24 protein-coding genes are annotated in these 23573 nt (G+C 44.9%); 12 read left to right on the top strand and 12 right to left on the bottom strand.

Annotated elements, in window-relative coordinates; genetic code table 11:
• Nucleotides 1-58: 58 nt before the first annotated feature.
• The 3 genes from hutG to hutC form a co-directional block, all read right to left on the bottom strand.
• The gene (gene hutG / locus AC5O63_RS11555) at nucleotides 59-1057 is read right to left on the bottom strand and encodes a formimidoylglutamase (RefSeq protein ID WP_425666747.1); all 999 of its coding nucleotides are present in this window, start codon (nucleotides 1055-1057) and stop codon (nucleotides 59-61) included.
• The gene (gene hutI, locus AC5O63_RS11550) at nucleotides 1050-2228 is read right to left on the bottom strand and encodes an imidazolonepropionase (RefSeq protein ID WP_494505084.1); all 1179 of its coding nucleotides are present in this window, start codon (nucleotides 2226-2228) and stop codon (nucleotides 1050-1052) included. The genes hutG and hutI overlap by 8 nt, the downstream gene beginning before the upstream one ends.
• A gap of 155 nt (nucleotides 2229-2383) precedes the next feature.
• Complete coding sequence (hutC, locus tag AC5O63_RS11545; protein WP_004742804.1) at nucleotides 2384-3094, bottom strand: histidine utilization transcriptional repressor HutC; 711 nt, start codon at nucleotides 3092-3094, stop codon at nucleotides 2384-2386.
• A gap of 190 nt (nucleotides 3095-3284) precedes the next feature.
• On the opposite strand from hutC, the gene AC5O63_RS11540 reads away from it, so the two are divergent.
• Complete coding sequence (locus AC5O63_RS11540) at nucleotides 3285-4028, top strand: sporulation protein (protein WP_494505083.1); 744 nt, start codon at nucleotides 3285-3287, stop codon at nucleotides 4026-4028.
• On the opposite strand, the gene AC5O63_RS11535 is transcribed toward AC5O63_RS11540, so the two are convergent.
• Entirely contained in the window at nucleotides 4025-4999 is a 975-nt protein-coding gene (locus tag AC5O63_RS11535) for a DUF3187 family protein (protein WP_494505082.1), read from the bottom strand. The two genes, AC5O63_RS11540 and AC5O63_RS11535, sit on opposite strands and share 4 nt — an antisense overlap.
• 106 nt (nucleotides 5000-5105) lie before the next feature.
• A complete protein-coding gene (locus AC5O63_RS11530) occupies nucleotides 5106-5879 on the bottom strand; it encodes a nucleotidyltransferase family protein (RefSeq protein ID WP_494505081.1) in 774 nt (257 codons plus the stop codon).
• Between the two features lie 338 nt (nucleotides 5880-6217).
• Here AC5O63_RS11530 and AC5O63_RS11525 point away from each other — a divergent pair, with 338 nt between their 5' ends.
• A complete protein-coding gene (locus AC5O63_RS11525) occupies nucleotides 6218-6868 on the top strand; it encodes a thiopurine S-methyltransferase (protein WP_494505080.1) in 651 nt (216 codons plus the stop codon).
• Between the two features lie 64 nt (nucleotides 6869-6932).
• On the opposite strand, the gene purT is transcribed toward AC5O63_RS11525, so the two are convergent.
• Nucleotides 6933-8108 carry a formate-dependent phosphoribosylglycinamide formyltransferase gene (purT, locus tag AC5O63_RS11520; RefSeq protein WP_494505079.1) on the bottom strand — a complete coding sequence of 392 codons (1176 nt, stop codon included), beginning with the start codon at nucleotides 8106-8108 and terminating at the stop codon, nucleotides 6933-6935.
• A gap of 279 nt (nucleotides 8109-8387) precedes the next feature.
• On the opposite strand from purT, the gene AC5O63_RS11515 reads away from it, so the two are divergent.
• On the top strand, nucleotides 8388-9593 hold the full coding sequence (locus AC5O63_RS11515) for a cyclic di-GMP phosphodiesterase (RefSeq protein ID WP_494505078.1): 1206 nt from the start codon (nucleotides 8388-8390) through the stop codon (nucleotides 9591-9593).
• A gap of 47 nt (nucleotides 9594-9640) precedes the next feature.
• On the opposite strand, the gene cdd is transcribed toward AC5O63_RS11515, so the two are convergent.
• The 4 genes from cdd to sbcB all read right to left on the bottom strand — a co-directional run bounded on the left by cdd (nucleotide 9641) and on the right by sbcB (nucleotide 13384).
• On the bottom strand, nucleotides 9641-10528 hold the full coding sequence (gene cdd / locus AC5O63_RS11510) for a cytidine deaminase (protein ID WP_494505077.1): 888 nt from the start codon (nucleotides 10526-10528) through the stop codon (nucleotides 9641-9643).
• A gap of 243 nt (nucleotides 10529-10771) precedes the next feature.
• Entirely contained in the window at nucleotides 10772-11449 is a 678-nt protein-coding gene (locus AC5O63_RS11505; protein ID WP_239855689.1) for a CidB/LrgB family autolysis modulator, read from the bottom strand.
• Entirely contained in the window at nucleotides 11449-11814 is a 366-nt protein-coding gene (locus AC5O63_RS11500; protein WP_069666187.1) for a CidA/LrgA family protein, read from the bottom strand. The genes AC5O63_RS11505 and AC5O63_RS11500 overlap by 1 nt, the downstream gene beginning before the upstream one ends.
• Before the next feature lie 145 nt (nucleotides 11815-11959).
• Entirely contained in the window at nucleotides 11960-13384 is a 1425-nt protein-coding gene (sbcB, locus tag AC5O63_RS11495) for an exodeoxyribonuclease I (RefSeq protein ID WP_494505076.1), read from the bottom strand.
• Nucleotides 13385-13675: 291 nt separating this feature from the next.
• Between sbcB and AC5O63_RS11490 the strand changes: the two genes are divergently transcribed.
• From AC5O63_RS11490 to AC5O63_RS11480, 3 genes are all read left to right on the top strand, one after another.
• Nucleotides 13676-14149, top strand: coding sequence for a GIY-YIG nuclease family protein (locus AC5O63_RS11490; RefSeq protein WP_494505075.1), 474 nt, complete (start codon nucleotides 13676-13678; stop codon nucleotides 14147-14149).
• On the top strand, nucleotides 14150-14701 hold the full coding sequence (locus AC5O63_RS11485) for a VRR-NUC domain-containing protein (protein WP_494505074.1): 552 nt from the start codon (nucleotides 14150-14152) through the stop codon (nucleotides 14699-14701). It abuts the gene before it with no gap.
• Nucleotides 14702-14822: 121 nt separating this feature from the next.
• On the top strand, nucleotides 14823-15191 hold the full coding sequence (locus AC5O63_RS11480) for a hypothetical protein (RefSeq protein WP_494505073.1): 369 nt from the start codon (nucleotides 14823-14825) through the stop codon (nucleotides 15189-15191).
• 70 nt (nucleotides 15192-15261) lie between these two features.
• Here AC5O63_RS11480 and AC5O63_RS11475 read toward each other — a convergent pair whose 3' ends face one another.
• Both AC5O63_RS11475 and AC5O63_RS11470 read right to left on the bottom strand, forming a co-directional pair.
• Nucleotides 15262-16635, bottom strand: a complete 1374-nt coding sequence (locus AC5O63_RS11475; protein WP_494505072.1) for an L-cystine transporter — start codon at nucleotides 16633-16635, stop codon at nucleotides 15262-15264.
• A gap of 177 nt (nucleotides 16636-16812) precedes the next feature.
• A complete protein-coding gene (locus AC5O63_RS11470) occupies nucleotides 16813-17547 on the bottom strand; it encodes a Rossmann-fold NAD(P)-binding domain-containing protein (protein ID WP_494505071.1) in 735 nt (244 codons plus the stop codon).
• A 468-nt stretch (nucleotides 17548-18015) separates the two neighbouring features.
• Between AC5O63_RS11470 and AC5O63_RS11465 the strand changes: the two genes are divergently transcribed.
• From AC5O63_RS11465 to AC5O63_RS11440, 6 genes are read left to right on the top strand one after another with little or no spacing between them, the layout of a single operon-like run.
• Nucleotides 18016-18627: a flavin reductase family protein gene (locus AC5O63_RS11465; protein WP_367938555.1), complete on the top strand. Its 612-nt coding sequence runs from the start codon at nucleotides 18016-18018 to the stop codon at nucleotides 18625-18627.
• Nucleotides 18628-18636: 9 nt separating this feature from the next.
• Nucleotides 18637-19668 (top strand): nicotinate-nucleotide--dimethylbenzimidazole phosphoribosyltransferase, encoded by a 1032-nt coding sequence (gene cobT / locus AC5O63_RS11460; protein ID WP_494505070.1) that lies wholly within the window; start codon nucleotides 18637-18639, stop codon nucleotides 19666-19668.
• Nucleotides 19668-20441, top strand: a complete 774-nt coding sequence (locus tag AC5O63_RS11455) for an adenosylcobinamide-GDP ribazoletransferase (RefSeq protein WP_494505069.1) — start codon at nucleotides 19668-19670, stop codon at nucleotides 20439-20441. The genes cobT and AC5O63_RS11455 overlap by 1 nt, the downstream gene beginning before the upstream one ends.
• The gene (gene cobU, locus AC5O63_RS11450; protein WP_494505068.1) at nucleotides 20441-20992 is read left to right on the top strand and encodes a bifunctional adenosylcobinamide kinase/adenosylcobinamide-phosphate guanylyltransferase; all 552 of its coding nucleotides are present in this window, start codon (nucleotides 20441-20443) and stop codon (nucleotides 20990-20992) included. Before AC5O63_RS11455 ends, cobU begins: the two co-directional genes overlap by 1 nt.
• Nucleotides 20992-21621, top strand: coding sequence for a histidine phosphatase family protein (locus tag AC5O63_RS11445; RefSeq protein WP_494505067.1), 630 nt, complete (start codon nucleotides 20992-20994; stop codon nucleotides 21619-21621). Before cobU ends, AC5O63_RS11445 begins: the two co-directional genes overlap by 1 nt.
• 13 nt (nucleotides 21622-21634) lie before the next feature.
• Nucleotides 21635-23425, top strand: coding sequence for a M3 family oligoendopeptidase (locus AC5O63_RS11440; protein WP_494505066.1), 1791 nt, complete (start codon nucleotides 21635-21637; stop codon nucleotides 23423-23425).
• Nucleotides 23426-23573: the final 148 nt, after the last annotated feature.

Below are 23573 nucleotides of genomic sequence, written 5' to 3'. Positions count from 1 at the left end.
ACAAACAAAGGGCTAGGGCGCCATCTCGCGCCTATCATTGCCACTGAGTTCTGGGTAGTTATTTTTCGGAGAAAGCGTTCGCAATATCCCAACAAAGACGTGCGGCTAACCGAGCGGTTTGGCTGTCTACGTCATAGGTCGGGTTGTACTCTGCGATATCTGCGATCACCAGTTTTTGCTTGTAATGTAAGATTCTGTCGATGAATGGAGCGAGCATATCAATGCTGACTCCTCTGGCGGCTGGCGCGCTCACCCCCGGCGCAGTAGCTGCAGGGAAAACATCTAAATCAATGGTGAGGTAGATGTAGTCACAGTTGTCGATAAAGTGCTGCAACTGAGTAAGGTGATAAATATGATTTAAGTGTGCGAGGTCTTTGTCTTCGATATACCAAACGCCAAGTTCGTCGGCGCGTTGGAACAGAGCCTCTGTATTGCTTGCTCGGCTGACACCTAGGCAGGCGTAATGGAATGGCCACTCTTTTTTGGCACAATAGTGCTGAATTTGGTTAAAAGGTGTGCCTGAGCTGGGTTTAATTTCCGTCTGATCACATTCAAATGCTCTCAAGTCGAAATGAGCGTCAAAGTTAATGATACCTATCTTTGGTGGCTTTGCGGGATTGAGATACTCAAAATATTGCGCCAAGCCCTGAAATGATGCCCATGCAACTTCATGACCTCCACCTAAGGTGATAACCGGTGTGGATTTGAGCGCTGTGGCAATCACGTTGGCACAGTGAGATTGGCTTTGTTCTAGTTGGTCGTCATCGCAGACAACGTTGCCCAGATCAATTAATGCGCTTTCTCTATGCCAAGCCATGTTTGCCAGTGCGCGGCGAATCAAATCTGGCGCTCTTTTCGCACCGATGCGCCCCTTGTTGCGAGCAACCCCCGCATCACTGCAGAAACCAAGCAAGCTAACGGCATTTCTATAGGGCTGAAGCTCATCGACTTGAATCTGTTTGATGACATGATGGACACGCTTTCCTAACGCTCCATCTTCTGCATCGTGACGACCTTGCCAATGAAATTCTTGGTTGGTGGTTAATTGATTAGACATGATCGAGCTCTCCAGCAACAAGGCGAGCCGATAATCTAGGCGCACCTTGGAAATAGCTAAACTCGGCAGGGTGAGTCACATCCCAGATTGCGAGATCAGCATCAAACCCTTGTTTTATCTGACCTCTGCTCTCACCAAAACCGATGGCTTGAGCTGCATGATTGGTTACGCCACGTAAGGTTTCCTCTGGTGTTAATCCAAATAACGTGCAACCCATATTCATCATCATAGTCAAGTCTGCAAATGGTGATGTGCCAGGGTTCAAATCAGTAGCAATTGCCATTGGTATTTTGTGCTGACGCAGTAACTCGATGGGTGGTAACTGTGTCTCTCTTAGAAAGTAGAATGCACCAGGAAGCAGCGTGGCTACGGTATTCGACTGAGCCAATGCAATAACGCCATTTTCATCTAAAAACTCTATGTGATCAGCGGATAAACCATCGTATTTTGCAGTCAACGCCGTGCCACCTAAATTAGACAGTTGTTCGGTGTGTCCTTTAATCGCAAGTCCATTATCAATCGCAGCTCGATAGACTTTTTCAGTTTGAGCCAAATTGAAACCGATGGACTCACAGAAAACATCGACACTCGTCGCGAGATTCTCTTGCGCGGCAGCGGGGATTATTTCTTGGCAGACCAGTTCAATGTAGTCGTCAGCGCGACCTGAATACTCGGGAGGAAGAGCATGTGCCGCGAGTAACGTTGTAGAAACGCGGATCTTTCTGTGTGCTTCCAACGCCTTCGCTGCGCGAAGCATTTTTAGTTCGTCATTAAGGGTCAATCCATAACCAGATTTCACTTCCACTGAAGTGACACCTGATTGAATTAGGCCGTCCAAACGCGGTAATGCCAATTCCGTGAGTTGTTGTTCACTTGCTTCACGAGTCGCACGCACTGTAGAGAGAATGCCCCCGCCTTGTTTTGCGATTTCTTGATACGGCACACCTTGGAGGCGCATTTCGAATTCGTTGGCGCGACTGCCTGCGAAAATGAGATGGGTATGGCAATCAATAAAGCCCGGAGTGACAAGCTTACCTTTACAGTCATAGCAGTTAATAGAAGTGCTTAGCTCACTGCTTAACGATTCTTGCGTAATCGACTGAATGCGTCCGTCTTTGATATAGATATTGCAAAGCGGTGACACTGAGTAACCGTCGCTCCCCTCGGTCATTGTGACTATCTTTGCATTTACTAATATCAAGTCGCTTGTAAGGCTCATAATCTATACTCGGATTTAAATGTATATACAAATATAGTTTCAAGTATAGATTTTGATCAAGCCTCATGTTGCGAAAATGTGATCGGTAAAAAGTATGAAATGCTCTATCAAAGAAGAACTTTAGAGCTTAATTTGTATCTAGCCCCAGGATGGTAGAGTAATGCGGTACTAACAAGCTTATCGTCACTCCATGTACGTCGATTAAGCAGCAGACACGGTTCATTGACTCCAAGGCGAAGTGCAGAGCGTACTGATTCATCAGCGACAATGGCTTCGACGGTATGCTCTATCGCACTTAACGGGCAGTTTTCAGATAGATATTGGTTGGGCGTGATTTGTGAAAAGTCCTGCTGCAGGTAGTTGGGAGCGTAGCTTGCATTCACCCAGCGAATCTCAAGCTGGATAGGAGATTTATCTTCAAAGTGAATGATTTCACTGTAGAAAACCGAACTTCCCAACATGACGCCTAGCTTCATCGCGACATTGTCATCAGCAGAAAGGGCGATTTGTTTGATAACCTTACTGCTGTAGGATTTCCCCCGCTGTTCTACTTCTTTAGCAATGTTTCTAATATCAAGAAGAGGGGATTCTGCTTTATCGTCAGGTGCGCAAACAAAGGTGCCTAAGCGCGGTCGCCTCACTAACCTACCTTCAGAAACCAAATCTCGAATCGCTTTGTTTACCGTCATCCTACTCACGTTAAACTGCTTGGTCAGTTCAAGTTCAGTGGTAATTCGATGACCGACAGGCCAAAAACCTTGTTCGATTTGTTCCGTAATGTAAGTTTTGATTTGTAAGTAAAGAGGCGAATTGCTCATATTTGTTCTAACTTCTTATTTGACTATACAAAAGGTTATACATTTAGTGGGTAAATGCAAGGTTCTAGGCAGTATGTAACCCTAATTTGGCGAGGTTCGCACGTTTTTAATCAGACTTAGCTACAAATGGCTTGCTAAATAGAGTGCAACAAGCAAAATCATATGTGCAACAGAATCATAAGGATAAAATATGTTTGGAAAGTTAAAAGCTTCATTAGGAATTGGCGCGGCAAAAGTAGACACAGTGCTAGAAAGTATGTCTGTCTTTCAGGGGGAGACTCTGAGGGGAACCGTACATATTCAAGGTGGTGATGTGGAACAGCAGATCGACGCGATCAATCTAAAGCTGTGTACCGAGATGAAAGTAGAGAGCGACGAAAGCACCAGCTACCAAGATTTCATCTTAGCTAAGCTTCAAGCTGTCCAACCATTTGTTATCCAACCCAATGAGACTAAACAGGTTCCTTTTGAGTTGCGCTTGGACGACGAGACTCCAATCACAGCATTGAACGCTCTGAAGAATCAATGTCATGTTTGGTTAGAAACAACGTTAGACATCGACTTTGCGATTGATCCTAAAGATCGTGACTTTGTTGAAGTTAAACCATTGCCTGTAGTTGCCAAGATACTATCCGCTATCGAGCAAGCAGGATTTAGTATGGTTAAAGCGGATGTTGAAAAAGGTTTCCTGCGCGGTGGTAACTTCTCTTCGAAATCAGGTTGCTATCAGGAAATTGAGTTTCGCAATAATGGTTTCATCAACAAAAAGGAGATCGAACTTTCGTTTATTCTCGACGGTGGGGTTGTGCACTGTTTAGCAGAGGTTGATCGCTCGCTAAGTATGCGTGGTGACCAGTACATCTCGTTTTCGTTGAGTCAAAATGCCTCTGATTCTGAGATCGCTGCAGCGGTCAACCGCATTCTTTCGGTTTAAGCGGCTGCGCCAAAGCGATAGCGGAACGCAACACCAACAGCGATGTCGGTACTGTTATCCGCGTGGAACATGTTCTCCACCAAGGTGATTTCAACCGCTGCATTTTTGAGAGTGTAGCGGTAGCCATAGGTAAACTCGGTGGAGGGTTTTGAAAATTCTCCGCCATCATCCAATAGGCCTTGATGCGAAGCTAGCTGACCAATAAAAGTATGGTTTTCAAACCACTCATAGCGATAGCTGATGCCAATTGTCCAAGTAGAGTCGCGATAGGGCATTTGAGTAAAGTCTGTAGGAGTATCTCTAAATGTTAAGGCTGCGGTAGCATCAAGCGCATGTTTTTCTCTTACATAGCCATAATTTACCTGCACGCTTTGCTCAAAATCTGAAGCGCTGAAGAGGCCATTGTCGGTGTCGTTGTAGTAGAGTGATAAACCTACGGATACACCATGATGGTCATTCGCAAACGCTTGATACTGTACATATCCTGTCACAGCGCTGCTCAAGGTTTTGCTTCGAAACCCTTCCTCTTGTACGCCATACTCTGGCATATCAATAACAAATCGGTTCCGCTCTACGTCTTCACGTCCATTTTGATCAATACCGACAAAATCATGAAAGGCGATGGTTGGTTTATCTAGATGGTTGTTGGCAGCAAAGTTCCAGCGATATTGGAGGTCGATTTGCCAATTTGTGTCGAGTTGCCATTTGCTACCAATAGCAATCTGGTTTTGGTAATAATCGAGTTCATAAGTCGCAGTCACTGCCCAAATGCTAGAAATGGTACCAGCGCCATAAACTTCATATTCATCCTTATCTAAGGAAAAGCCAGAGCGCAATTGAGGGGAGTGGATATTAGTATGGAGAGGCGATTGAGTGTAGCTTTGAAGAGGGCCGTATCCGTCGTCGGCTGAGGCAAGATTTATCGTTAGCAAAACGATCATGCTGATCAAGAGCCAGAGCTTCCCTCCCATTGTTGCCTCCAACTTATTTTTATCTATTTGATAGAAATATAGTTTAAGAGGCGAAGCTTTGCTAAATCGAAAGGCTTACCTGAGTTTACAGGTAAGCCCAGTAAGGTTAAGCGGCGCTAAGGTGAGTGGTGATGTATGGCTGCCAAGCATTTTGGTACAGCTCTTTAGACTCACTACGCATATTGCGAATCTGTGCGGTTTCAAACTCGCTGTAGTCACGACCTTCAATCGCAGCGGCGCGTTCGATTTTCTGAATACGCTCGTAGATGTCATGCTCTGGACCACTTTTCACGTCTGCAATCGCTTTAAGGTGAAGCTGTACTTCAGCGACTAAATTTGTTTTTGGCAGCTGAACGAGAACGTTTAAGTCGCGGTATCCAGATTCCGCTGGTTTCTTAAAGCGGTTTTTGACTTTAACAATGGTTGTCTCGCGGTTAAGTACTTCATAGGCAGACATCAGGCTTTCAATGTCGTCAGCGACAATAGTTGCACGGGCTAGGTCGGTAATACGCTCTGTTTGACCATCAAGTTCATAAGCAATCTTTTCTTTAGCACGGTCAGACGATTTAACACCAGCGAAGTAAGATTCTGTTGAAGTCAGTAGCGCAGTACTCTTACAGATGGTCTCTAGCTCTGCTTGAGCTTGATGGGCTTTGCTATAAAGAACGTCGAAATCAGTGTATGGCTGAAGTGGAGTGGTCGACATTGACTTAATGCCGTAAAGGCCGCTTAGGTTATGTTTGAATGCTTTGGAACACACTTCGTTCTGGTTAGTAGAACGGTTTTCCTCGTTACCCGGCGCGGTTGGAATAGCAGCAAATGCAGGGGCACGGCTGAGCATTAGAAGCATCAGGGCCGTAGTTCGCAAAAATAGGCTCATTCACTCTCCTTAGATGTGTAGGGCTTAGCTAAAAAGGTGTCGAAAAAAGTTTCAATCACTAGCGCTACTCATCTCTACATAGTTAATGGGGGCACTTTGTGCGATTCCAATCGCTTTCCCGTCGACTGTTGATAAAACTTTGAACAGTCTCGCATTTCCTTTGCGTTTAATTAGAGTGCAACCCTTTTCAAAGGTTCATCTTCAATGTGTAACTAAGTATATCTGATGAAAATGAACCTAATCTGAATGAAGTTTTCAGATTCGGATTGGTGAAGGGATACCACTTAGCTTCACTTTCCGATAGGCTATGCGTCACAAGTCAGTCACAGAGAAAGAAAATGAAAGACCCAGAATTTTGGCACGGTAAATGGGCGGCAAACCAGATCGGTTTTCACCTAGAGGACGTCAATCCGCTACTGATTAAATATTGGCAGGAAACGAACCCAAGCCAAGAAGACAACGTATTTGTCCCTTTGTGTGGCAAGTCAGAAGACTTGGTATGGCTGGCAACGAAACACTCAGATGTGCAGGGGGTAGAGTTAAGTAATATTGCCGTGCGTGCTTTCTTTGCAGAACATTTCTATACGCCAATGGTGATGCCGATTAATGGTCAGCATGAACTGTTTCAATTCGATGAGCTATCTATCTATGTCGGCGACTACTTTACTGCGCCAATCAAGCCGGTTGATATCGTTTATGATCGCGCTTCTCTCATTGCTTTGCCAAAAGAAATGCGAGTGCAATACGTCGAAAAGATAAAGTCTCTGCTTAAACCCGGTGGGCGTATTTTGCTGGTTACTCTCGATTATGATCAAGATCTGATGCCAGGGCCTCCATTTGCTGTCCCTGAATCTGAGGTGAGAGCGCTGTATGAGGGTTACAAGATCACTAAGCTAGAGAGCAATGAAGACGCTGAAAAGCATCCAAAGATTGCGAAGCATGAGTCTGCTCGATTCGTTGAAGAAGTTTACTTGATTGAAACGGTTTAAATCTAAGATAAATAAAGGCTTGGTCATTTCAAATGACCAAGCCTTTTAGTTTCGATAAAACACCCTAGTAAATGATTTTTACTTTATCTGCGCTTTGTATAGCATCTTTAATTGCTTGTTCGATGGATTCACGACGAGTAATAGCGACTCCTAAACGGCGGCGTCCATTAATATCTGGTTTGCCAAATAGTCGAAGCTGAGTTTGTGGCGCAGTCAACGCATCCCCTAGGCCTTCGAAGCGAACATCATTTGATGTTCCTTGCCCTAAGATAACAGCCGAGGCTGCTGGGCCGTACTGAGTAATTCCAGCGATTGGCATACCTGTAAATGCACGAACATGTAGAGCGAACTCAGAACTGTCTTGTGACATTAGAGTGACGAGGCCAGTATCGTGTGGGCGAGGTGAGACTTCGTTAAAGATAACCGTGTCGCCTTTGACAAACAGCTCAACACCAAAGATGCCGTAACCACCAAGTGCATTCACCACTTTACCCGCAGCGTCTTGGGCAGCGGCTAGCGCGTTGTCTGTCATGATTTGTGGTTGCCAAGACTCACGGTAGTCTCCATCTTCCTGACGGTGGCCAATTGGTGCGCAAAAATGAACGCCATCAACAGCGCGAACAGTGAGCAAGGTGATCTCGTAATCGAAGTCAATAAACCCTTCTACAATAACGCGACCAGCTCCAGTACGTCCGCCTTCTTGTGCATAGTTCCAAGCTTTATCAATATCTTCAGCGCTCTTAAGCACACTTTGGCCTTTACCTGAAGAACTCATGACCGGTTTACATACACACGGCACACCAACTGCTTCTACTGCGGCAACAAACTCTTCATAGCTGTCTGCAAAGCGATAAGGTGAAGTGGTTAAGCTTAGCTCTTCTGCCGCTAGGCGACGGATCCCTTCGCGGTTCATTGTTAGCTTTGTTGCTTTCGCTGTCGGCACCACGTTTAAGCCTTGGGCTTCTAATTCTACCAACGTATCGGTTGCGATGGCTTCAATTTCAGGGACGACATAATCGGGCTGTTCTTTTTCGATGATAGCCTGTAGCGCGTCTCCATCAAGCATATCTAATGTATAGCTGCGATGAGCAACCTGCATCGCTGGTGCATTTTCGTAACGATCGCATGCGATCACTTCAAGACCAAGGCGTTGGCATTCGATGGCGACTTCTTTACCGAGTTCACCTGAGCCAAGAAGCAGAACGCGAGTTGCATGATTTGCTGTTGCAGTACCGAACATAATTAACCCTAAAATGTAAGAGGAATAGAAGGTTTTGCGAGCATGATACTCATTGGAAAAAGAAAAGCAAACGTTTGCTTTGTGGTGTTTGGTGAATTTTAGTGGTGGAGTACTGCGAGACAAGAGCGATGAAAATTACGATTTCGATAATTCTCAACTTTATTACCGGTTTTTGGGTGTTTATTGAGCAATTGCAATCACTTATTACGTAAATACTCAGCTTTAGAGTTATAATCACTAACAATAATCAACTCTAATAAGAATACGGCTACTAACTTAATGCAGTTCGACCCAGAAAAATCCATAAAAATACCAATCGGTACGTTGACCGTTGGTATGTTTGTGACTGCAATTGAAGACAGTAAACGCGTCAATCTTGCCAATGCGGGGCGTGTACCGTCTGAGCAAGCAGTCAAACAGCTTGTTAAAAATGGAGTTAAATTTGCTTGGGTAGACAAGGAGTTGTCAGTAAAAGGGAGTGTTTTTAAACCCGTTAAGGTTGTGGAAGAAACTGAATCGCCACAAGAAGCTTCAACGCCAGTGAAGCGGAAAAAGGTGAGCCGATTTTCACAGCAGAAGAAAGCGCAGAAAATCATCAAAGAAGCGAAAGGGCTGGCTAACAGGATTCTGACGCAAACTTTTGAAGGTAAGCCAATTCATGTCTCTGAATTGGATGATCTCGCAGACGACATGATCGAGTCCGTGTTGCTTGACTCAGATGCATTGCATTGTGTGTCTGCGCTGCGTAATAAAGATGAATACTTACTTGAACACTCTGTCAACGTTGCGACTCTGCTCGTGACATTTGGTAAACATCTTGGCCTGCCGAAAGAGACGCTAAAACAAATGGCGATTGGTGGCATTATTCACGATGTTGGCAAAATTAAGGTTGATGATAAAGTTCTGCACAAACCTGCTCGGTTAACACCCGAAGAGTTCGAGCATATGAAGCTTCATCAGGTTTACGCGAAAGAGATCATCACTACGGTTACAGGTTTGAGTGATGTTAGCCGCGACGTTTGTTTGATGCATCATGAAAAACTCGATGGGAACGGCTATCCAGCGGGGCTTAAAGGTGATGAAATCCCTTTACACGGTCGTATGAGCTGCATCGTTGATATCTATGACGCGTTGACTGCCGATCGCTGTTACAAGCAAGGCATGAGCCCAGCAGAAGCGTTTAAAATACTCTTGAGCTTAACACCGAATCATTTAGACAAAGAGTTGGTGTACAAATTCATCAACTGTATTGGCGTTTTCCCTGTTGGGGCTTTGGTCGAGTTGAGTGACGGACGTGTAGGTATTGTTTGGACTTCGAATTCCCACGAGCCGCTAAAGCCAGAAATCAAATGTTTCTATTCGCGTAAGTATCACCGTTTTGTCGATGTAAGTTTTGTCGATATGAAAACAACCAAACTAACGATTAAAAAGGCGATAGCCCCTAGTCAGTTAGAAGTCGACCCCAAACCGTTTTTCGATGTTTAATCCCGAATTGATACAAAAAAAGGCGCTAATTTAGCGCCTTTCTCAGTTTAAAGTTCCAAGTAAGTGATTGGAATATCAGGGTTTAGTGCTTCTAGCGTTGCTTGTGTGTTTGCTAGATGGCTGATAGTACCGTCTTCTACTTCTACCAAGGCCGCAGAATCAATACTTTCGAGCTCCTTACGGTCTAACAGTAACTGGATCAACGCAACCTGAAGTGGCGGTAGGCTTGGGTTAAATGCAGCGTTTTCTGCATATGCGCCTTGATATACTTTGCCATCTTTGGTCTTAATCGCGACACCACTTAAGTTATGTGTGTAAGGGGCATGGCTACGATTTAAGGCAGCGACAGCCAGTTGTAGTAGCTCATCTTGCTCTTGTGTCTGTTTTCCATGGTCAACAGAGGTCATCAATGCTGATTCGATGCCAAGATCTGAAGGGCCAAACGATTCTGGTAAGTAGTAATGAAGTGGCTGACCTTCACGTTTCGGCAGTTGGATCTTTAGCTCGTTAGCGGTTGAAAGCTCATTCATAAACTGACGACAGTGACCACAAGGGCTGTAGTTGATCGTGATGTCAGCAACGCCTTGTTCACCCTTCATCCACGCATGGCTGATGGCTGATTGCTCTGCGTGAACGGTTTGCCCTAGTTGAACGCCGTCAAACTCGACATTCGCGCCGAAGTAGAGTTTGCCAGATAGGCCGCGAACAATTGCACCCACATAAAACTTAGAAAGCGGAGCATAGGAATAAGCGGCTGCAAATGGAAGTAGCAATACTCGTAGTTCTGCGTCATCAAGACCTGAAATAGCGAGGAGTTGCTCAAATTGCTCTGAAGAAATCGTCGCGTCAAAATCGTCAGCAAGAAGAATAGGAGATAAGAAATCTGCTACGTTTTGTGGCACTTCAGATAGCGCCTGTTCAATGCGGCTTCTCATAGTGAGTCCTTTAATAAACATCGTTGATATCTTTGAGTTTAGAGCCAGATACTGGTGTGTAAACTCCGATATTGGTATTACATTTTATGTAAAGATGAGAATTATTCGGCGATCATGATCACAAAATATATTGTAACGATATTGCCTGTTGCATTATTTGAGTGATGTCACACATGATAACGATTACAGACGAGAAATTAGTGATGTGCGTCGAGCCGCTAGTTGCAGCTCGACATCAATTACTTACGCTGACAACCAGACTGCCAAGGTAAAGAAAGAAGGTGCTAGGATTGAGGTGATAACACCGCACACCACAAGTGCTAGAGAGCTAAAGGCCGCATCTTGACCATCTTTCTCAGCGCAGGTCGCTGTCCCCAGCGCGTGGGAAACCGTCCCCATCGTGAGCCCTTTGGCAATAGGGTGAGTGATGTTCAGTAAGTTATAAATCGGATAAGCCATAATCGCACCGAACAGGCCAACAATTAAAACTAATATCGCGGCGATGGCGGGCTCACCACCAAGGTGACTAGAAACCTCCATCGCAATCGGTGTGGTTACTGATTTACCCAACAAGCTTGCGATTAGAGAAATATCTGCCTTTAAGTAAACGGCAATCATACTAGCGGTAAACATCGACATGATACTGCCCACACCACACGCTAGCATGATGATACGCCAATTGGCTCGGATCTGTGGTAATTGCTCATATAGAGGATAGGCCAGCGCGACTACTGCCGGTTGCAGTAGATAATTAATCCACTGATTGTCGGCATAGTAAGTTTCAAATGGCACTTTTAGGTAAGTCAGCAGTGGAATGAGAACGGCTAGGCTCACCAATAAAGGGTTCATAAAAGGGCTTTTTACTTTTTGGCATAGCCAACGTGCGGCAAAGAAAACAACAATAGTGACAAGTAACCACATTATTTTTGTCCTCCTTTAAGCATGCGATCGAGCATTAAACCCAAAACGACCAGTACGATGAGAGTACCACCTACAGCACTTGCTAAAATCGGTAAGGCGTTAGCGATTAACATATCGAAATGCTCCATCAAGCCAACACTGATAGGAACGAATAGCAGCACCATGTAACGAATAAAGAGAGAGGCACCGGGTTTAACCCAGTCTGAAGGCACAAGTCCGCTCGCAAGCAAACCAAACAAAATCAGCATACCGATGATGCTGCCAGGAATAGAGATACCTAATAAGTGTTGAATATTAATGCCCGCGACAAGGCACAAAAATATCAGCCCCATAGATACGACGTATTGAAGCAAAGTTTTCGCCATAGTGTAGAGTCGTCCAACTGCAGAACCTCCAGAGTGCTGAAGGCTCGAATTATTCAAATGCCTAACTTAGAGTTTTGATTAGTATTTAGAGAGTTAGGCCAGGTTGTAGGGTGCAGGACTTGGTTACTATTTTTAATTTTGACTATTAGGATACTCGCTTTTGTACGTATTGGTAGATAGATTTTAAAATAGCGATTTTCTTTTCGTCACTTTCATGTTCGTGAACTAAGTTTTCCAAATTTAGCATGTAGTCTTCAATACGACTTTCGAAGTAGTCGCGACAGTGCATTGCCCATCGCTGTTGTTCTGACTCATCGAGCGTCCATGGGAAGTTTCGCGCGCGGTAACGGAATAGCAGTGGTGCAATACGGTTATCACTAAATGAAATATCAAGCGCGGATAGGTTGTTAGGGTCAGTTTCACGAATGATGTTCATCGCCGCTTTATCTGCTGGAGAGAAGAACCCATCGTAGAGCATGCTATCGACGTCTTTGCTCTTTTCATATTCCCGCTCTATGCCATAAACACCAATCAGCTTTTCACGAACCTCAGGGTGCTTTCGGAGTAGAGCGAGATTCTCTAAACATTTCTCTCGGTCAATGCCAATTTTCTCTGCGTTTTCAGCAGTGAGTGTTTTCGCTGGAGCAAGAATAGGGCACTTATTAAGATGGATAAGCTTAACAGGGACTGGAAGCTCGTCAGGCGCAAGGTCAGAACGCTTAGTATACAGTCGCTCATTAAGCTGCTCGGTATCCAAATCCAATAGGGCTTGCGGGTCTTTCGCCAAATCAACACAAATAATTGCGTTTTGATTCGTCGGGTGCCAAGCAACAGGAACAACCCAGCTAGTGTAGTTACACTCTTTGCCCAACATTCCTGAAACATGCATCAAGGGTGTCATGTTCACGATGTCGATCAGCTCATTCAACTTGCGCTTGTGACGCATGCTTAGGAAGTAATCAAACAACTTTGGTTGAGCTGCTTTCACCTTTTTGGCCATTTCAATCGTCGCGATAACATCCGCCATGGCGTCATGCGCGTTCTCATGTTCAATGCCATTGGCAACAGATAAATGCTCTAGCTTAAAGCTGATAAAACCTTCATCGTTTTCAGGCCAGTTTACCCCTTCTGGACGAAGCGCGTAGCAAGCACGCATAACATCAAGCAAATCCCAGCGAGAGTTACCGTTTTGCCAACTCCACGCATAAGGATCGATAAAGTTTCGGTAACAGGTATAGCGCGTTACCTCATCATCGAATCGGATACTGTTGTAGCCTAAACTAATGGTGTTTGGTGTTGCCAGTTGTTCGTGGATCTTAGCGATAAACTCAGGCTCTGAAAGGCCTTGGCTTTCCGCAGTTTGCGGAGTAATACCTGTAATCAACGCGGCTTCCGGTGCCGGAAGATAATCCGCAGGTGGCTGACAATAAATAACAAGAGGTTCACCAATAATATTGAAGTCCATATCGGTACGAACACCCGCAAACTGACACGGTCGATCTTTCGCTGGGCTAGTTCCCCACGTCTCGTAATCAAAAAAGAAAAACGTAGGCTGATGCTCTTGCTGCATTGTCTTTATTACCAAGGGTTTGAAATCTACCTCGGTATTAGACCATTGGCAGCCACCAAGCGCAATTGTGAGAGAGAAATAAGGCGATAAGAGGTGATTTTTTGGGCGGTTGTGTTGCAGGTATTGTATCCACGGCGCCTGGTTTACAGCATCAATTAAAGTTTAGAATTAGGTTTGACGTGGTATTATTTATTGAAGGGTTTGCAGCTAAGATAGCGGTAAAATTCGAATTAGCTTATTCAAAACGTATTTTAGTTCTGTATCGAATAAATTGTTAAGAGGAAAATGAAAATGGCTACGCTAAAGGATGTCGAGACCATTGTATCTCAGTTTCAATCGGACTATCGAAAACCTACGCTCCCACCGATAGTTAGCAGTGGTATATATAGTTTATTTACTGATAAGAGTATAGTTTCTTCAGCGAGCATGTTTTGGCCTGAAACCTGGCCCAATTCCAATGAAAGAGGAGTATATGCAATCTTTGCAGGTGATACGCTGTTATACATTGGCAAAGCGTCGTTGCAAGAGCTTGGTTATCGGTTAAGTAGCTATTTTGTATATAGTGGCGATAGGCAATCAGCGGTCCCTAAGAAAGGTCATACATGGAGTAAGCAGCCTACCAGTGTAGTGACTTGGGCAGTACCTAGAGAGTTCTTCTTCGAAGCAACTGCCTTGGAAGAGTACCTTATCTTTAACTTAAAAGATCACTTACCGGACAATACTGTTGGGAAATCCAGCTATGAAGCAGTTACATTGGAAAATTAAATGACATTTGAGATAACAGAAACCATTTTCTCATACCCGCAATCACTTCTTGATGATTGGAAAAGTGGTGTTAAAGACTGGATTCCCGAGTCGCTGTTCGTACCTCAAGAAGTGTATAACCAATCGCGCTATCACTTTGGTGAGTACTACACACTCAAACAGTTCTTGGAATCAGGTTGGCGAGGGACGGCGTATTATGCGCTTGGCGATTGGGAGCCGGACAATACTAAGTATGATGAGGGGCGTGCGATTGTCGCTGAATACATTGATCCAATTCGATTAGCAATGTTTAAAGCTCTCAGAAAAGGTTTAACGTCGGGGGAGCCAGACTTGATGCTCTACAAAGACGACGGCTCAGTATTGTTTGTCGAAGTAAAAAAGGAATCTGATCGTATCTCTAAGTCACAGCTAGAATGTTTGGCTCAAATCAAGACAATTTTGAATTGTGATGTCGCTGTCGTTTACTTAGCGGAAGAAAAACAAATCTATAAGCCAAAAACTTACCAGCTCAACACAGGAGAGGTTCCTTCGTCGTGGTTTGAGCGACAATAGAGTCTGTCGATCGACACTAGATTGCGTGAAGTGAGTCGTGAAAGCTTGCCTACCGAAAGATATGACATTTGTTTGCTATTAACCTTGCGTGACTAAGATTAGTTACATGAGGCGGTTGAACATGCTTGAGCGGATAGAGCGAGTGCTAGATGTTAATAGCATTGAATATGAAAGCGGCGGTAATACGATATATATCAAGTTGGGTACGGTTACCTCTAAAGTGAAAATTAAGTATGACGTTGCGACGAATACCTATCGCGTCAACTGCAATGAATTTGTGCTTTATACCACTAGCTTTGTTTGGTTTGCTTTGACATTTTTTAGCATGACAAACCATTCAGATAACGCTTGGTGGTCAGGGTATTCGATTGGAATAATGTTTGCGGCAGGTATAGGCGCTTTGTTTCAAATAATAGTGACTTACGTTCAGTTGCTCGACCTTAGGGCTCAGTTGAGGGAAGTCGGTGTTTACTTGAAATCGGGATGGTAAATCCCTTTAGTTTACGCAAAAAAATGGCCGACTGTTGTCGACCATTTTTCGTTTTAATAAGAGTAGAGCGTTACGCTTGTTGGGTTTCTAGCTCTTCATCTTTTACGGTTTGCTTCATTAAGCGGCTGGTAATGGTGCCAGCAGTCATTGCGCCTGAAACGTTTAGTGCGGTACGTGCCATATCGATAAGTGGTTCGATAGAGATTAATAGCGCAGCAATCGTAACAGGTAAGCCCATTGCAGGAAGCACGATAAGAGCTGCGAACGTTGCGCCGCCACCTACACCTGCGATACCAAATGAGCTAATCACAATAATGGCAATCAAAGAAAGAATGAAGTTGATGTCCATTGGGTCGATGCCAACACTTGGCGCGACCATGACTGCTAACATCGCAGGGTAGATACCTGCACAACCATTCTGGCCGATAGTGGCACCAAACGAAGCAGATAGGTTAGCAATTGCTGGTGGAACGCGTAGCTTGTTGATTTGCGCTTCAACGTTTAAAGGGATCGTTGCCGCTGAGCTGCGTGAAGTAAAGGCGAAAGTCAGTACTGGCCAAATCTTCTGGAAGTATTCTTTAGGGCTCACGCCGACAAAAGAGACTAACACACCGTGAACAACGAACATCAGCGCAATCGCAACATAAGAAGCGACAATAAAGCCTAACAGGTTAAGAATATCGGAGGCACTTGAGGTCGCAACCACTTTTGCCATTAGTGCAGCGATACCATAAGGCGTAAGTGCCATGATCATCTTAACTAAGCGCATAACAATAGATTGAGCCGCTTCGACAAACGTGCGAATTGGTGATTCCAGCTCTTGCTTCTCAGCCATTACTTTACGTGCAGCAATACCGGTGAGTACGCCAAAAATAACCACTGCGATGATCGAAGTAGAACGGGCACCTGTCAGGTCGGCAAACGGGTTGGTTGGAATAAAGCTAACCAGCATTTGTGGGATGGTGAGGTCACTCACACGATCGGCACGTGTTTCTAGGGCTGCGATACGCGCTGTTTCGCGGGCACCTTCCGTTAAACCTTCAGCACTTAGACCAAATGCTTGAGTGACAACGATACCGATCAAAGCGGATATTGCCGTCGTTGCCAGTAATACCGAAATAGTTAAGCCCGAGATCTTACCCAGCGCGCCACCTTTTTCTAGCTTAACAACCGCGGCGATCATTGATACTAGTACTAATGGCATGATGATCATTTTCAACAGACCAACATAGCCACGACCGACCACATTTACCCATTCTAGCGTTTGAGTGATTACGGGATTGCCTTCGCCGAAGATGAGCTGTAACGCTAAACCGAAAGCACTACCAAAGACGAGACCAAGTAAGACGAGACGCGATAAAGTGTTCTCTTTTTTCTGCTGTCCATAGAGGAAAAAGAGAATGCCAACAAATACCGCTAGCGAAGCGATAACCACTACTGACATATTTACATATCCTTTAGTTTTTAATGATGATATTGATAGAGTTAATATCTTATGGAATTTAATTCGGTATGAAGGGTAATGATTTGAAATACCCAATTGAAGTTACAAAAGGGCATTAAATATAGCTAACGGTTATTAAGTGCGGAAGATGTACACATAACGGTGAAATTGAGCGGTTTATTGATACTTTTTAAGCACTTTTCGCATCGCAACGCTATCGGCCGTTTCTCGTTTTTTATTGGAGTGGGAAAAAAGCAGATACTGCATCGCCAATGCTACGTCAGAGGCTTCAATCGGAATGAGCTTGGCAAGCGGACCAATCATCAGTGGCTGACAAATCTTCAGCATGGTTTGGGTGACGACTTCGTCTTTACGTGGTTGTTCTCGTAACCCTTTTAAAGGACCTGGGCGAACGAAGAGGACACGATCAAAACCCATTCGTTCAATGGTTAGCTCCATGCGTCCTTTGCATCGTAGGTAGTGGGAAAATGAACGGGCAGATGCCCCGTAACTTGAGACGACGGCCAACTGCTTTACACCGAGTAGCTTCATTTCTTGAGCAACATCGCACACCAGTTGGTAATCTACGCTTTCTAATGCTTGTTTGGAGCCTGCTTGTTTAAGTGTTGTACCTAGGCAGATAAAACCGAACTCCGGTCGTGGTTTGTCTTCATCCCACTCTTGAAGGCGTAGTTCTGGATGCTGAATCTCTTCAAGTTTGGAGTGAAAAAAGGGAAGTTTACGACGAGTCAGGGCGTAGATATGTTCAATTGGTTCGCGTTCCAACATCTGCTTAATCAGCTCGTTGCCGATCAGACCGGTACTGCCTGCTGTGATTACAGTGATGTTGTTTGAGTTATCCAAGATGAACAAGCCTTTCTTCAAAGTACATTTTGACGAATGATTGAGCATCTTATAATCAAGCAGGAAAGTCTGTGATCTGCGACAAGGTTGATGCACCAAGAAAGAAACTTGTACCGCAGTTTTGAGTGAGAAGAGTAATCGGAACAATTAGACCTCGCACTGGGCGAGGTCTGTTCTAGGGTTTATGTTAATGATAGAGGGACTTTCTTTTGGTTGCGTTGCCGTGGTTTGTTCTGTTTTTGTCTTTTCGAATGTTGATTGGCAATCATAAAACCTCCTTGCACTATCAATCGGGAGAAAACAATGTCACGACGAAATTTAATGCACAGTTTGTGCCGTTATAAACGCTCTCCCTACCTAAAAGATAGGTGTATTTGGCGAAAAATTTCAGTTTAGTGGTCAAATTAGGAATCGTTTTGCAAATTGGCGAGGTCAATGAACTATGGATAAAGCGTGTTAACTGTTTGATTTCAAGTTACACTCAAGCCAATAGGAACCGCTCAGAAAGGAAAAGGGATGAACATCGAGCTCAGCACGCTGGCCCCCACCCAAATTTATCATTTGATGACACAAACCGTCATTCCAAGACCTATCGCTTGGGTATTGACCGATTCAGAACAAGACAACTATAACCTTGCGCCATTTTCTTACTTTACGGCCGTTTCAAGTAACCCGCCTTTGTTGATGTTTTCTGTGGGTAAAAAGCCTTCAGGAGAGGTGAAAGACACAACGCGTAATGTGTTGGAAACCGGAAAAATGGTTATTCATATCGCTCATCATGATTCTGCTCATGATGTGACTCAAACTGCTGCAACACTTGAACATGGTGAGTCTGAAATTGAAGCAACCGGGATTGAACTGACGGATTTTGATGGCTTTGATTTACCAAGGGTTAAAGACTGTCCTATTGCTTTTGCGTGCAAACTGTATGAAGTGAAAGAGATTGGTGAAACACCACAAAGCCTTATCTTTGCTGAAATTGAAAAAGTATATATTGCGCCTGAGGTTATCGGCGAGCGTAGCGATCGCTTAGTGGTTGATGCACTTAAAGTGAACCCTCTCTCGCGTTTAGGTGGTAGCCAATATGCCACGCTTAATAACGTTTTCTCTGTTGCTCGACCTAAATAGATTAAAATCATGCTAGACCAAATTCATTCAGATGCTATCTGGCATCGTATTAACCAAAAAACCAAACCACTTGGTGCATTGGGTCAATTAGAAGACCTTGCCCATCAAATCGCATTGATTCAGAGTCAGGCTAGAAGTGACGTCGTCACCGCTATTGAAGTGACTAAGCCGACCGCGATTGTTTTTGCCGGAGATCATGGCATTGCCGACGAAGGCGTCAGTATTGCACCGAGTGCAGTTACCCAACAGATGGTACTTAACTTTCTAGCTGGTGGCGCAGCAATTAACTGTTTCTGCCGAACCAACCAAGTCGAGCTGACAGTGGTGGATACTGGAATCCTGTTACCGGTGGAGCATGAATCCAGTGCGTTTATTGTTCAGCGACTCGGTGAGCGTACCAACAACTTTTCTCGTGAAGCAGCGATGAGCCTCGAAACGGCGCAGCATGGCATTGATTTGGGTAAACAGTTAATAACCAACATCGTCGATTCTGGCTCAAACTTGGTGATGTTTGGTGAAATGGGAATTGGCAATACCAGCAGTGCCGCCGCCCTTCTAAGTGCTCTGAGTGGTAAAAATGCCGAGGAGTGCGTCGGTCGTGGAACTGGCATTACTGACGAACAGCTAGCGAAGAAAATCGAGTTGGTTGAAAAAGGTGTTTCGCGCTGTAAAGGATTGGGCGTTATCGAAGTGCTGGCTGAAGTCGGTGGTTTTGAAATTGTTCATATGGTTGGCGGTTTCTTAGCCGCAGCAGAACGCCAAATACCAGTCATTGTTGATGGTTTTATTGTTTCAGCCGCCGCTTATGCTGCGTCACTGATCAATCCAAACTGCCGCGATTTCATGATTTTCGCTCATCAATCGCATGAAGCGGGGCATCAACACTTATTGGCTGAACTAGACGCTAAACCTTTATTGGATCTTTCGCTTCGATTAGGTGAAGGAACAGGGGCAGTGCTCGCGATGCCGTTAGTTTATGCTGCGGCTGAGTTTTATAACCATATGGCAAGCTTTGAAGAAGCAGGAGTCGTGGTCGACTGATGCCTTCACTCAAGAATCAATATCAGTTATTCATGCTTGCATTGGGGTTCTTTTCTCGAATCCCAATGCCGAAAAATATCCCCTACAGCGAAGAGCGAATGAACCAAGCAGGGCGATACTTCGCTTTGGTCGGTTTACTCTTGGGCAGCTTTTGCGCTGCGGTGCTGTGGAGTGCTCAACTGCTTTTCCCGGCGAGCGTCTCTATCTTCATAATGATGGTGTTTAGCCTATTGCTAACAGGGGCTTTCCATGAAGATGGATTAACCGATATGGCAGACGGCATCGGTGGAGGCATGACGATTGAGCGCCGTCTTACCATTATGAAAGATAGTCGTATCGGCACCTATGGAGCTAGCGCCTTGGTCATGGTACTGCTTGGTAAGTTTGTTTTATTGTCTGAGCTGATCCAGTTTGAGTCGATCTTATTGTTTGTGGTGGTTGCCTATACGTTAAGCCGAGCCGTCGCTGCGTCGCTTATCTACGATATGCCCTATGTGAGTGACACAGACACCAGTAAGAGTAAACCTTTGGCGCAAAAGCAGTCACGAGTAGAGTTATGGGTGCTACTGACGACCGGCCTACTGCCATGTTTGATGCTTGGTTTAAGCACAACAGTATGGCTGGTGGCTGTGGTACTAACATTCAGGATGCTGTTTAAGCGTTGGTTAACGGCTCGCATAGGCGGGTTTACTGGCGATTGCTTAGGTGCGGCTCAGCAAATTACCGAGTTGCTTATTTATCTCACCTTGATTGCGATACAGGTAAACAGCTAATGACGATTCATTTGGTATTAGGTGGTGCTCGTTCGGGGAAATCGAGTTTTGCGGAAGCTCAGACTGATATGATGAGCGCGCATAAAACGAAACACTATGTGGCGACTGCGATTGCATTTGATGAAGAGATGAAAAATCGCATTGCACATCATCAAGCTTCTCGCGGTGAAAGTTGGGTCGAGCATGAGTGTTCCGTTGATTTAGTTAAGCTCATCCCGCAGTTTAAATCTTCAGATGTGATACTGATAGATTGTCTGACCTTATGGCTTAATAACATCATCTACAACGAGGGTGAAACACTTACTGAAATTGAGATTAAGCAGCGGGTAGAGGCGCTGGTTCTCGCTCTTCAACAGTCGAAAGCAGATATACTGCTCGTCTCGAATGAAGTTGGGCTAGGGGTGATTCCTCTGGGAGAAATCTCGCGTTTATTTGTCGATCATGCAGGTTGGATGAACCAAGCGATTGCCAAGATTGCAGATAAGGTGACATTTGTTGCCGCAGGTTTACCGATGACGTTGAAAGAGACCAATGACTTTGATAAAAGCTAATGAGTGCCTACGTGACTAAAACGATCAATATCTATCTTCTTCGTCATGGAAAAACAGTCGGTGAGCCCGCTCTTTATGGCCATACTGATATTGAGGTTGCACCTGAGAGACAAGCAGAAATTTGCAGCCGTTTACTCGAAGAAAAGCTCGACTTTTCGGCTGTGCAAACTTCTCCACTCAAACGTTGCAGTGACCTAGCAAAGCTTATCCATGCTAAAAAGCCTGAATTGGAGCTTGCTATTAAATCTGACTGGAAAGAGACCTACTTTGGCGAGCTGGATGGTGTTCCTTTTGAACAGGCGAAGTCGTCATGGGACTTATTGGATGCATTTTGGCAAGCCCCAAAACAAAACCCCTTACCAAAGGCTGAACCGCTTGGCGATTTTTATCTAAGAGTTTCAGTGGCTTGGGATGCATTTTCCAAAACTGTCGATAAAGACACACTAATCGTCTGTCACGGCGGTACGATTAGAATGATTCTTGCAAAGATACTCCAGTTAGATTGGAGCAATGCCGCTCTCTACTCGACGTTAAACATTGCTCATCAATCTTTAACTCACATACAAATTACCAAAGCAGACCAAGACTACTTTCGCGTCTGCATGATAGGGAAACCGTTAATCGGATAGCTAAGGAAATAACATGACCTCACCTAGCTGGAATTTATCCATCGCTTATCAAAACCTTAATGACCCAAAAATTGAACAAGATATCGAATTGATCAAACAGTGTATTCAAGCTCTTGGCGCGCACGTAGACAATCGTGAATCGGTATCTGTGACACAAAATGCCATTCAAACCAGTGAAGCGGCAGGCAAGCTACTGTCGACAATCAATACTTTTGCTCAGTGTCATGCCTCGATTGATGCGACTGACGCTCTGGCAAAAGGGCTAGTGGGGAGAGTAGCAAAACTAAGCTCTGAGCTATCTCAAGCATTTGCCCCTTACGAAGATACGCTGACCAACGCTCCAGATAACTTCATTGATGATGTTCTAAGTCATGAAAGCCCAGATGTTGCTGGTCAGGCATTTCAGATTGATTGTACTCGTAAGCTCGCGGCTACCAAGCTTAGTGTGGCTGAAGAGCAATTGCTTACTGCCATGGAAGTCGATGGACGTGATGCGTGGGGCAGACTGTACGACAACATTACCGGGTCGTTGCAAGTCACGCTCGCTGATGGGCAAGAAAGCAAAGTTGGTTTCTCACAAGCCGCTAGTATCTTGTACGGAACTGACTTTGAACAGCAAGAGCCAGCTTGGCGTGGTATCCAATCTGCGATGAAAGATAACCAGGAGTCATTCGCGGCCATTTTAAATGCGTTGGCAGGTTGGCGACTCACTGAATACCAAAAACGTTCGACGAAGCAAGATGTCCATTTCTTAGATCCAAGTTTGCATGGTAGCCGAATTCAAGCGGCGACGCTGGACGCTATGATGTCGACTGCAAAAGACAATCGCGGTATTGGACAAAAAGCAGGGCAGTTGATGGCGCGAGTTCACGGGCTACAACAGATGCGTCCTTGGAACCATCTTGCTGGAATGCCGAGCTTAACTGAGGCAGAACCAACGGTTTACAGTTTTGACCAAGCGATTGAGATCATTCGTGCTGCCTTTGCACAAGTGGATGCCGAGATGGCAGAATTCGTCGATTTAATGATTGAAAACGGTTGGATTGATGCTGAGCCAACAGAGAACCGACGTTTAGGCGCTTACTGCACCAAATTCGCTGCGACACGCACACCTCTGGTGTTTATGACTTGGGGTGGCAGTCGCTCAGATCTTCTTACACTTGCACATGAACTCGGCCATGCATTCCACAACTGGGTTATGCGCGATATGCCTCTTTGCCAGACTCGCTACCCAATGACGTTAGCAGAGACGGCGTCTATTTTTGCTGAGAACGTTGTTCGCGATTACTTGTTAGAACAAGTGGCAAACCGCGAAGAAAAGTTAGAAATGCTGTGGGAAGAGCTTTCAAGTTGCTATGCACTAATGGTGAATATTCCAGTTCGCTTCGAGTTTGAAAAACGCTTCTATGAGCAGCGCAGTGAAGGTGAACTGACCGCACCGCAGTTGTGTGAACTGATGAGCGACACGTGGAGCGAATGGTATGGCGACTCCATGTCAGAGCCAGATCCATACTTCTGGGCAAGCAAGCTGCATTTTTCTATCTCTGAGGTGAGCTTCTACAACTACCCATATTTGTTTGGCTACCTATTTAGTATCGGTGTTTACGCCAAGCGTGAAAGCAAAGGTGAGCGCTTCTACAGTGACTACGTTAACCTGCTGCGCGACACAGGTTCTATGATGGCTGAAGAGGTAGTAGATAAACATCTTGGCATGGATTTATCGCAAGCGGATTTCTGGCAACAGAGCATCGATCGAGTAAAAGCGAAGATTGATGAGTTTGAATTGTTGCTAGATCAAAAATAAACAGCTTAAAATCATGATAATATCAATTAGCTGGGCGGAAGCTCGGCTAATTTGTACAGCGAGAGCCTTCTTTTCCTCCCCTTAGTGAGGAATTTGATAAATTACGATGAGGCACAGGATTTGTGTCAATAAGTGGGATCGCTCCTAC

Source organism: Vibrio sp. SCP2, assembly GCF_059295395.1.
Note: the sequence above shows the minus strand (reverse complement) of the source record. Positions and strands in the feature narration are given on the sequence as shown.

What these genes read in the sequence shown, in the direction of transcription:
- AC5O63_RS11535 (WP_494505082.1), bottom strand. Translation starts at nt 4,999, where the DNA reads ATGGGAGGGAAGCTCTGGCTCTTGATCAGCATGATCGTTTTGCTAACG.
- AC5O63_RS11485 (WP_494505074.1), top strand. Translation starts at nt 14,150, where the DNA reads ATGACATTTGAGATAACAGAAACCATTTTCTCATACCCGCAATCACTT.
- AC5O63_RS11500 (WP_069666187.1), bottom strand. Translation starts at nt 11,814, where the DNA reads ATGGCGAAAACTTTGCTTCAATACGTCGTATCTATGGGGCTGATATTT.
- cobU (WP_494505068.1), top strand. Translation starts at nt 20,441, where the DNA reads ATGACGATTCATTTGGTATTAGGTGGTGCTCGTTCGGGGAAATCGAGT.
- sbcB (WP_494505076.1), bottom strand. Translation starts at nt 13,384, where the DNA reads ATGCAGCAAGAGCATCAGCCTACGTTTTTCTTTTTTGATTACGAGACG.
- hutI (WP_494505084.1), bottom strand. Translation starts at nt 2,228, where the DNA reads ATGACCGAGGGGAGCGACGGTTACTCAGTGTCACCGCTTTGCAATATC.
- AC5O63_RS11445 (WP_494505067.1), top strand. Translation starts at nt 20,992, where the DNA reads ATGAGTGCCTACGTGACTAAAACGATCAATATCTATCTTCTTCGTCAT.
- cobT (WP_494505070.1), top strand. Translation starts at nt 18,637, where the DNA reads ATGCTAGACCAAATTCATTCAGATGCTATCTGGCATCGTATTAACCAA.
- AC5O63_RS11440 (WP_494505066.1), top strand. Translation starts at nt 21,635, where the DNA reads ATGACCTCACCTAGCTGGAATTTATCCATCGCTTATCAAAACCTTAAT.
- AC5O63_RS11540 (WP_494505083.1), top strand. Translation starts at nt 3,285, where the DNA reads ATGTTTGGAAAGTTAAAAGCTTCATTAGGAATTGGCGCGGCAAAAGTA.
- AC5O63_RS11465 (WP_367938555.1), top strand. Translation starts at nt 18,016, where the DNA reads ATGAACATCGAGCTCAGCACGCTGGCCCCCACCCAAATTTATCATTTG.
- AC5O63_RS11525 (WP_494505080.1), top strand. Translation starts at nt 6,218, where the DNA reads ATGAAAGACCCAGAATTTTGGCACGGTAAATGGGCGGCAAACCAGATC.
- AC5O63_RS11455 (WP_494505069.1), top strand. Translation starts at nt 19,668, where the DNA reads ATGCCTTCACTCAAGAATCAATATCAGTTATTCATGCTTGCATTGGGG.
- AC5O63_RS11470 (WP_494505071.1), bottom strand. Translation starts at nt 17,547, where the DNA reads ATGCTCAATCATTCGTCAAAATGTACTTTGAAGAAAGGCTTGTTCATC.
- AC5O63_RS11530 (WP_494505081.1), bottom strand. Translation starts at nt 5,879, where the DNA reads ATGAGCCTATTTTTGCGAACTACGGCCCTGATGCTTCTAATGCTCAGC.
- AC5O63_RS11490 (WP_494505075.1), top strand. Translation starts at nt 13,676, where the DNA reads ATGGCTACGCTAAAGGATGTCGAGACCATTGTATCTCAGTTTCAATCG.
- hutG (WP_425666747.1), bottom strand. Translation starts at nt 1,057, where the DNA reads ATGTCTAATCAATTAACCACCAACCAAGAATTTCATTGGCAAGGTCGT.
- AC5O63_RS11515 (WP_494505078.1), top strand. Translation starts at nt 8,388, where the DNA reads ATGCAGTTCGACCCAGAAAAATCCATAAAAATACCAATCGGTACGTTG.
- hutC (WP_004742804.1), bottom strand. Translation starts at nt 3,094, where the DNA reads ATGAGCAATTCGCCTCTTTACTTACAAATCAAAACTTACATTACGGAA.
- AC5O63_RS11505 (WP_239855689.1), bottom strand. Translation starts at nt 11,449, where the DNA reads ATGTGGTTACTTGTCACTATTGTTGTTTTCTTTGCCGCACGTTGGCTA.
- AC5O63_RS11475 (WP_494505072.1), bottom strand. Translation starts at nt 16,635, where the DNA reads ATGTCAGTAGTGGTTATCGCTTCGCTAGCGGTATTTGTTGGCATTCTC.
- purT (WP_494505079.1), bottom strand. Translation starts at nt 8,108, where the DNA reads ATGTTCGGTACTGCAACAGCAAATCATGCAACTCGCGTTCTGCTTCTT.
- AC5O63_RS11480 (WP_494505073.1), top strand. Translation starts at nt 14,823, where the DNA reads ATGCTTGAGCGGATAGAGCGAGTGCTAGATGTTAATAGCATTGAATAT.
- cdd (WP_494505077.1), bottom strand. Translation starts at nt 10,528, where the DNA reads ATGAGAAGCCGCATTGAACAGGCGCTATCTGAAGTGCCACAAAACGTA.